7 protein-coding genes are annotated in these 7,796 nt (G+C 74.0%); 6 read left to right on the forward strand and 1 reads right to left on the reverse strand.

Going from position 1 to position 7,796, the window contains the following annotated elements; all coding sequences use genetic code 11:
• Nucleotides 1–172: 172 nt before the first annotated feature.
• From ACFU7Y_RS35495 to ACFU7Y_RS35510, 4 genes are all read left to right on the forward strand, one after another.
• Entirely contained in the window at nt 173–826 is a 654-nt protein-coding gene (locus ACFU7Y_RS35495) for a DedA family protein (protein WP_380770827.1), read from the forward strand.
• A gap of 206 nt (nt 827–1,032) precedes the next feature.
• Nucleotides 1,033–2,760, forward strand: coding sequence for a threonine/serine exporter family protein (locus ACFU7Y_RS35500; RefSeq protein ID WP_380770828.1), 1,728 nt, complete (start codon nt 1,033–1,035; stop codon nt 2,758–2,760).
• 89 nt (nt 2,761–2,849) lie between these two features.
• Entirely contained in the window at nt 2,850–3,929 is a 1,080-nt protein-coding gene (locus ACFU7Y_RS35505; RefSeq protein ID WP_380770829.1) for a hypothetical protein, read from the forward strand.
• 279 nt (nt 3,930–4,208) lie between these two features.
• The gene (locus ACFU7Y_RS35510; protein ID WP_380770830.1) at nt 4,209–5,459 is read left to right on the forward strand and encodes a C40 family peptidase; all 1,251 of its coding nucleotides are present in this window, start codon (nt 4,209–4,211) and stop codon (nt 5,457–5,459) included.
• A 40-nt stretch (nt 5,460–5,499) separates the two neighbouring features.
• On the opposite strand, the gene ACFU7Y_RS35515 is transcribed toward ACFU7Y_RS35510, so the two are convergent.
• Nucleotides 5,500–5,823, reverse strand: a complete 324-nt coding sequence (locus ACFU7Y_RS35515; RefSeq protein WP_224283418.1) for a hypothetical protein — start codon at nt 5,821–5,823, stop codon at nt 5,500–5,502.
• Between the two features lie 126 nt (nt 5,824–5,949).
• Here ACFU7Y_RS35515 and ACFU7Y_RS35520 point away from each other — a divergent pair, with 126 nt between their 5' ends.
• Together ACFU7Y_RS35520 and ACFU7Y_RS35525 are read left to right on the forward strand one after the other, a co-directional pair.
• Entirely contained in the window at nt 5,950–6,471 is a 522-nt protein-coding gene (locus tag ACFU7Y_RS35520; RefSeq protein WP_224283419.1) for a GNAT family N-acetyltransferase, read from the forward strand.
• Between the two features lie 41 nt (nt 6,472–6,512).
• Entirely contained in the window at nt 6,513–7,793 is a 1,281-nt protein-coding gene (locus tag ACFU7Y_RS35525) for a GNAT family N-acetyltransferase (RefSeq protein WP_380770831.1), read from the forward strand.
• Nucleotides 7,794–7,796: the final 3 nt, after the last annotated feature.

Consider the following 7,796-nt stretch of genomic DNA (forward strand, 5'->3'; position numbering starts at 1 on the left):
CTCCAGGGCCGCCCCGCCGGGGCCGACGGCGTTCCGGGCGGGCATGCCTTTGGGCCCCGCGCGTTCCGGGGCCGTCCGCACTCCCGGTCGGGAACCTTCCGGCTCCGAACCGAGTCTTTGTCAATGCTTTACTGTTTCATTGCCAAGACCAGACCCCCGGAGTGCCCGCACCGTGACCAGCCTCGCCCTCGGCCCGTCCTGGCTCGATCCGACCACCCTGATCTCCACCTTCGGCCTGATCGGCATCCTGGCCATCGTCTTCGCCGAGTCCGGCCTGCTGATCGGCTTCTTCCTGCCGGGTGACTCGCTGCTGTTCACCACCGGCCTGCTGGTGGCCGGCGGCACCTACCTGCACCAGCCGCTCTGGCTGGTCTGCGCGCTGATCGTGGTTGCCGCGGTGGCCGGGGACCAGGTCGGCTACCTCTTCGGCCGCAAGGTCGGCCCGAGCCTCTTCCGCCGGCCCGACTCCCGGGTCTTCAAGCAGGAGAACGTCGAGAAGGCCGCCGCCTTCTTCGACCGGCACGGGCCCAAGGCGATCGTGCTGGCCCGCTTCGTGCCGATCGTGCGCACCTTCACCCCGATCGTCGCCGGGGTGAGCAGGATGAACTACCGCGGCTTCGTGGTGTTCAACCTGGTCGGCGGCGTGCTGTGGGGCGGCGGCGTCACCGTGCTCGGCTACTTCCTGGGGCAGATCCCGTTCGTCCGGGACAACATCGAGGCCATCCTGGTCGGCATCGTGCTGGTCTCGGTGATCCCGGTGGCGATCGAGCTGCTGCGGGCCCGCCGCTCCGGCGCAGCCCCCGCCGACCACCACCGCGCCGGGTAGGCGTCCGCCGCTCCGGCCACGCGACGCCGCGTACATGTGCGTCAGGCTGTTCGATCAGGCAAGGTGTAACCCGAGATCGAACGGTGGCCGGCGGCCACCAGGGGTGGCAAGGAGCGGAAGTGCCTAAGCGGGGCCGACCGGGTGCGGGCAAGCGGGCGAGGGGGGGCCGGGCAGTCCGACAGGCGCGGCAGGCACCCCCGAAGCCGGTGCACCCCGCCGAGGCCCCGCCCACCGAGGGCCTGCTCGGCCACCCCGCCCCGCCGGTCGAGCCCACCACCGTCGTCCCGCTCGCCCCGCCCGTCCCGGAGACCAAGGGCCTGCTGGCCCCCGAGCCGACACCCGAGCCGCTGCCGGCCGCGGGCCGCCCCGCGACCGGCCGCCCCGAGGCCGAGCGTCCGGTCCGCCGCCGTTCGGTCGCCGAGGACACCCTCACCCCCGAGGAGTGGCGGGCGGCCGGCTACACCCCGCCCACCGGCATCCCGGTCCCGGACCTGACCGCCGGGGCCCCGGGCGAGGCGCCCTGGCCGGACCGGATGCGCACCCTGCTGCGCACCCCGATGTCGGAGCGGCCCGCCTTCGAGCGCACCGCCCGCGAACTGCACCCCTCCGCGGCCGCCACCCGCAACGTCCCGCGCATCCTCGACCTGACGCTGCGCATCGGCGAGCTGCTGCTGGCCAGCGGTGAGGCCGCCGAGGACGTCGAGGCGGCGATGCTCGGCATCGCGCACGCCTACCGGCTGGACCGCTGCGAGCCGCAGGTCACCTTCACCCTGATCGGCATCTCGTACCAGCCCTCGCTGGTCGAGCCGCCGGTCACCGCCGACCGCGTGGTGCGCCGCCGCACCTCCGACTACACCCGGCTCGACGCGGTGTACGAGCTGGTCGCGGACATCACCGCGGAGAAGGTGACGGTCAACGACGCCTACCGCCGGCTCGCGGTGATCCGCCGCAACCGGCACCCGTACCCGGCCTGGTTCCTCGCCCTGACCACCGGCCTGCTGGCCGGCGCGGCGACCTTCCTGGTCGGTGGGCGGCTGGACGACAAGGCCTGGCTGGTGTTCGCGAGCGCCTTCGTCGCGGCCGTCCTCGGCGACCGGCTGGCCTCCGCGCTGGCCCGGCGCCGGCTGCCGGAGTTCTACCAGTTCGTGGCGGCCGCGATGCCGGCCGCCGCCTCCGGCATCATCCTCTCGTTCAACGACTGGGGCCTGCGCGGCTCGGTCGTGATCACCGGTGGCCTGTTCGCCCTGCTGCCCGGGCGCGCCCTGGTCGCCGCCGTGCAGGACGGTCTGACCGGCTTCTACATCACCGCCGCGGCCCGACTGCTGGAAGTGATCTACCTGGTCGCGGGCATCGTGATCGGGGTGATGGTGATCCTCTACCTGGGGGTCGGCTTCGAGGCGAACCTGCGCCCGGACGAGAGCCTGGCGGGCGTCAGCTACCCGCCGGTCCAGATGGTCGCCGCGATGGTGCTGACCCTGGCCTTCGCGACGCTGCTCCAGACCGACCGCCGCACGCTGGCCCTGGTCACCGTCAACAGCGGCATCGGCTGGGCCAGCTACGGCGCGCTGGTGTACAACGCGGGTGTCAACCCGATCGCGGCGACCGGCGTGGCGGCCGGGCTGGTCGGCCTCTTCGGCCAGCTGATGGCGCGCTACCGCAACGGTTCGGCGCTGCCGTACGTGACCGCCGCGATCGGCCCGCTGATGCCCGGTTCGGCGCTCTACCTCGGGATGCTCGCCTTCGCCCAGGGGCACTCCAGCGCCGGCCTGGTGTCGGTCTTCCGGGCGGCGGCGATCGCGATGGCGCTGGCGATCGGGGTGAACCTGGGTGGGGAGATCGCCCGCCTGTTCATGAAGCTGCCGGTCGGCGCCGAGCGCCCGTCGCTCTACCCGGCCGTGCCGCGCCGGGCGGCCAAGCGAACTCGAGGGTTCTGACCGGGCGTCGGCCCGGTGTTGGGGCCGATGTGTGCCCCGGGCCACGTTGCGGCAGGCAGGACGCAGGACCAGGAACGAAGGTAAGACCCATGACGACACTGCTGGACGGCTACCGCGACCACATCGTCGCCGCGCACAAGCAACCGCTGTTCCTGCTGCTGGTCGGATTCATCGTCTCCTTCGTCTTCATCCGGTTCAGCGTCCGGATGATCCGCGCCAAGGTGCGCTGGTGGCCGGGCAACGTGACCCCCGGCGGGCTGCACATCCACCACATGGTGTTCGGCCTGGGCTTCCTGTTGCTCGGCGGCATCGGGGTGTTCGCCACCTACGGCGGGCACCCGTGGATCAACTGGTTCGGGCTGGCCTTCGGCATCGGCTGCGGCCTGGTGCTGGACGAGTTCGCGCTGATCCTGCACCTGGACGACGTGTACTGGAGCGAACAGGGCCGCAAGTCGGTGGACGCGGTGATCTTCGGCATCCTGTTCACCTCCCTGCTGCTGGTCGGGTACGTGCCGCTCGGCGTGGTGCCCGGCGAGGAGACGAGGTGGGGCCTGATCACGATCATCTCGGTGAACGCGCTGGCCTCGGTGATCACCCTGTTCAAGGGCAAGGTGTGGACCGGACTGCTCGGGATCATGGTCCCCGGCCTGTCCTGGATCGGGGCGGTCCGGCTGGCCCGCCCGAGCAGCCCGTGGGCCCGCTGGCGATACGCCGCGCGCCCGCGTCGCCGGGCACGTGCGCTGCGGCGCGAGCGCCTGCTGCACCGGCGTGCGGACCGCGCCCGCACCTGGCTCTTCGACCTGATTGCCGGGGCGCCCGACAAGGTGCCCGTCAACCACCCGGCCGCGCACCGGGTGGCCGAGCGGATGGCCGCCCGAGCCACCGCCCACCTCGACGCGCACGCGGCCCGGGCGCTGGCCCGCCGTCAGGCCCGGCTGGCCGACCGCCGCTCGGCGGCCGCCGGGGCGGAGGGGAAGGCGCCGGGCGCGGCGGGCCCGGCGTCAGGGCCGACCGAGGCCGGTCCGGTCCGCTCCCGCCTGGCGCAGCAGCGCCGCCGGACCGTCCGGGCCGGGCGCAGTCGGGCCATCGCCGCCGGTCCGACCGGACTGGAGAGCCGGCCCGAGCGGCGTCACCGGCTGCGGACGCACACCCGCCGGATCAGCCGGTAGTCCGCCTCTGCGCGCTCGCTTCCCGCCTGCCTCGCCGACCTGCTCCTCATGCGCCCCGTCGGAGTCGAGGTGTAGTCGGATCATCCGATAGTCACCCGACTTGCGGAGTGCTTTCCGGGCGTGAAGGCCGCCGGAATTGAGAACATGAGCGCCATGTGACCGTTCTGTCACGTGATGGGATGATTCGTCGGACTTCCCGGCGCCCCTGGGCCGCCGTCTGCCCGTACGCCGTGCGCTGTCCGACGCCGTCCCCTCCGGACCCGTCAGAAGGGATGTCGCGTGGCGCGCAGGATCCTGCCGACCCTCCTGTTGTCCCTCACCGCCCTGCTCGGGCTGCTCCCCGCCGTCCAGGCCACCCCGGTGACCGGCAGGCCGCTCGCCGGCGGACCGGCGGCCGGCCGGGCCGGGAGACAGGCGCCGTACCCGACCACCGGGGAGATCGGCCGGGCCCGGGCCGACGCCGAGGACAAGGCCTCCTCGGCCGCCGCCCTGGAGTCCGCGCTCACCGCCGCCCGGGCCGAGCTGGACCGGGCCGGGCACGCCGTCGAACAGGCCGTCGAGGCCTACAACGGCGCCCAGCTCGCCCTCACCCGGGCCCGCGCCGAGGAGGACGCCGCCGCGCAGCGCGCCGCCGCCGCCGAGACCGATCGGGCGGCCGCCGCAGAGGACGCGGCCCGGCTCGCGGCCGAGACGTACCGGCAGGGCGCGGGTGCCGAACTGTCCGCCCTCAACGCCCTGCTCGGTGCCCACGGCCCGCGCGAGGCGGGCGACCGCGCCGCCGCGGTCGGCCAGGTCAGCGAGCGCACCCGGCAGATCCTGGACGCCGCCACCTCCACGGCCGCCGCCGCCCGCAGCGCCTCCGCCGCCGCCCGGGCCGCCACCGAGGCCGCGGGGAAGGCCGCCGCCGAGGTCGGCGCGGCCAAGGCGCGGGCGGAGCAGAGGCTGGCCGCCCAGCAGGACGAGGTGGCCGCCGCCGAGCAGCGCCGCGAGCAGCTGCTCGCCGAGCTGGCCGCAGCCCGGAACACCACCGTCGAGCTGGAGCGCCGACGCCGGGAGGCCCGGGAGGCGACCGCTGACCGCGAGGCCGAGACCGCCGCCCGCGCCGCCGCCGAGCAGGCCGCCGGGAAAGCGGAGGCCGCGCCGCACGCCGCCCGCCCGTGGTCCGCCGAGGGCGCGGCCGCCGCCATCGCCTTCGCCAAGTCCAAGATCGGCCTGCCCTACGTCTGGGGCGGCGAGGGCCCCGGCGGCTACGACTGCTCCGGGCTGACCATGATGGCGTGGCGCGAGGGCGGCCGACGGCTCAACCACTTCGCCGCCGACCAGTACGCCCAGAGCACCCCGATCGGCTACCGCCAACTGCGCCCCGGAGACCTGGTCTTCTGGACCGACACCGGGCGTGCCGCCGACATCCACCACGTCGGCCTCTACATCGGCGACGACCAGATGATCGAGGCCCCGCGGGCCGGCGTGCCGATCAAACAGGCCAGCCTCTGGATCATGGGCACCCCGGACTTCTACGCCCGTCCCTAGGGCTGGGGAAGCCGGGGGCGCTCCGGCGCCGCCCCGTCGGCTACCGGCCGGCGAGGGCGGCCAGGGCCTTGCGGCTGTCGCGCAGTCGCACGACGGACCAGCCCCAGGCGGCGCCGAACGGGAGCGACACGAGGAAGACGGCGAGCGCGCTGCCGATCCGGCCGATCATCTCGGAGTCGCAGGCCTCCGCCATGTGGAAGCCGGTCGGCTCGTAGAAGGCCGGGGAGCCGCAGAGTCCGTTGCCCGGGAGGAAGACCAGCCAGAGCGCCCAGAGCCAGCCGGCGACGGTCAGCCCGCCGGCGGCCTTCGTCGTCAGCGACCGGCCCTCGTACTCCTTCAACCGGCGGAAGTACTCGTCCTCCATGGCTCCCCCAGAAAAGCGGATCGTCCGTACCTGAACCGGCACGAGGATGCCAGCCCGGGCCACCCGGGCGCCAGTGTCGGGGGGCCGCGTTAGCGTGGCGGCTCGGACCGGTGCTGAGGAGGAGTCATGCGACTGCGGGATGTCCGGGCGGGGGACGCCGAGGCGTACGTCCGGATGCGCTGCGATCCGGTGATGATGGCCGAACTGGGCGGGCCGCTGCCCCGGGAGCGGGTGGAGGCGCGGCTGCGCAAGGACCTGGCCGAGGTGGCCGCGGACAGCTCCTGGATCAGGATGATCGTGCCGGACGGCGCCGAGGACGGCGAGGCGGCGGGCACCGTCACGCTCTGGTCGGACCAGGAGGACGGCGCGACCGTCTCCGAGATCGGCTGGATGGTGCTGCCCGAGTACCAGGGCCGAGGCCTCGCCAAGGCGGCCGTGCGCCTGGTGCTGGACGCCGCCGCCGAGGACGGCCGCTGGGGCGAGGTGCACGCCAACCCGGGGACCACCAACGGACCGTCCAACGGGATCTGCCGGGCGCTCGGCTTCCGGTTGCTCGGCGAGCGGGACCTGGACTTCTCGGACCGCCTCCTGCGCACCAACCACTGGGTGGTGGTGCCGGGCGAGCACACCGGGTCGGGCACGGAATAAATCGGATGCCGCCCCCAGGGGGGCCGCCGTACGGTGGCCGCATGGGCAACAGCATCGATCACACGGCCGTTGACACCGTGAACGGACTTCGGATCCGGGCGGTTTCCGAGGACGAGGTGGAGGCCTGGGACCGCGCGCTCGCCCTCGGCTTCCTGCGCCCGCACGTGGGCAGCGCGGCGGATCTGCGCCGTCGGCAGTGGGAGCCGGGCCGGATGCTGGCCGGCTTCGACGGCGACCGCCAGATCGCCACCTTCCGGAGCTTCGACGCCGAGTTGACCGTTCCGGGCGGGGCCGTCGTCACCGCCGACGCCATCACCAACGTCACCGTGAGCGCCACCCACCGCCGACGCGGCCTGCTCGGCACGATGATGCGGCGCAACCTCGCGACCGCCGCCGGGAGCGGCACGCCGGTCGCCATCCTGATCGCCGCCGAGTACAACATCTACGGCCGGTTCGGCTTCGGCCCGGCCACCCGCGGCCACGGCTGGAACGTCGACCTGTACCGCACCCGCGGCCTGCGGGACGGCCTGCCGGTCGTCCCCGGCGGCCGGATCGACTTCGTGACCATGGCCGAGCTGCGCGAACTCGGCGCGGACCTGCACGAGCGGTGGCGGCGCACCCAGCCGGGCGCGATCGACCGCGACGAGCTGTGGTGGCAGCGCAGCACCGGTGAGGTCCAGGTGCCGGGCTTCGACTTCAAGGAGCCGTTCGCGGTCGTCCACCGGGACGCCGACGGCGTGGTCACCGGCCTGGCGGTCTACCGGGTCGACGACAAGTGGGACGGCAGCTATCCCAACTGCACGCTCACCGTCGAGGACTTCCTGGCGTTGGACGGCGCGACCACCGCCGAGCTGTGGCGCTTCCTCCTCGCCGTCGACTGGGTGCGCAAGGTCGTGGTGGAGAACCTCGGCCCGGACGACCCGCTGCCGCTGCTGCTCCAGGACCCGCGTGCGGCCACCCCGTACGTCGAGAACGCCGACTTCACCTGGCTGCGGGTGCTGGACGTCGAGGCCGCGTTCAACGCCCGGACGTACGGCGCCCCCGGGCGGGTGGTGCTGGAGGTCGACGACAAGCTGGGCTACGCCTCGGGCCGTTGGGCGCTGGAGGTGGCCGAGGACGGCACCGGCCGCTGCACCCGGACCACCGACGACGCCGACCTCGCGCTCGGCGCCTCGGCACTGGGCTCGCTCTACCTGGGCGGCGAGACGGTGCCGCGGCTGGCCGCGGCCGGTCTGGTCACCGAGTCGCGCCCCGGCGCGGCGGCCGCTGCCGACCTGCTGCTGCGCACCCCGCTCGCCGCCTGGAACCCGGACGGATTCTGAGGC

Source organism: Kitasatospora sp. NPDC057542, assembly GCF_042801945.1.
Lineage (GTDB): Bacteria > Actinomycetota > Actinomycetes > Streptomycetales > Streptomycetaceae > Kitasatospora.

What these genes read in the sequence shown, in the direction of transcription:
- ACFU7Y_RS35505 (WP_380770829.1), top strand. Translation starts at nt 2,850, where the DNA reads ATGACGACACTGCTGGACGGCTACCGCGACCACATCGTCGCCGCGCAC.
- ACFU7Y_RS35515 (WP_224283418.1), bottom strand. Translation starts at nt 5,823, where the DNA reads ATGGAGGACGAGTACTTCCGCCGGTTGAAGGAGTACGAGGGCCGGTCG.
- ACFU7Y_RS35520 (WP_224283419.1), top strand. Translation starts at nt 5,950, where the DNA reads ATGCGACTGCGGGATGTCCGGGCGGGGGACGCCGAGGCGTACGTCCGG.
- ACFU7Y_RS35525 (WP_380770831.1), top strand. Translation starts at nt 6,513, where the DNA reads ATGGGCAACAGCATCGATCACACGGCCGTTGACACCGTGAACGGACTT.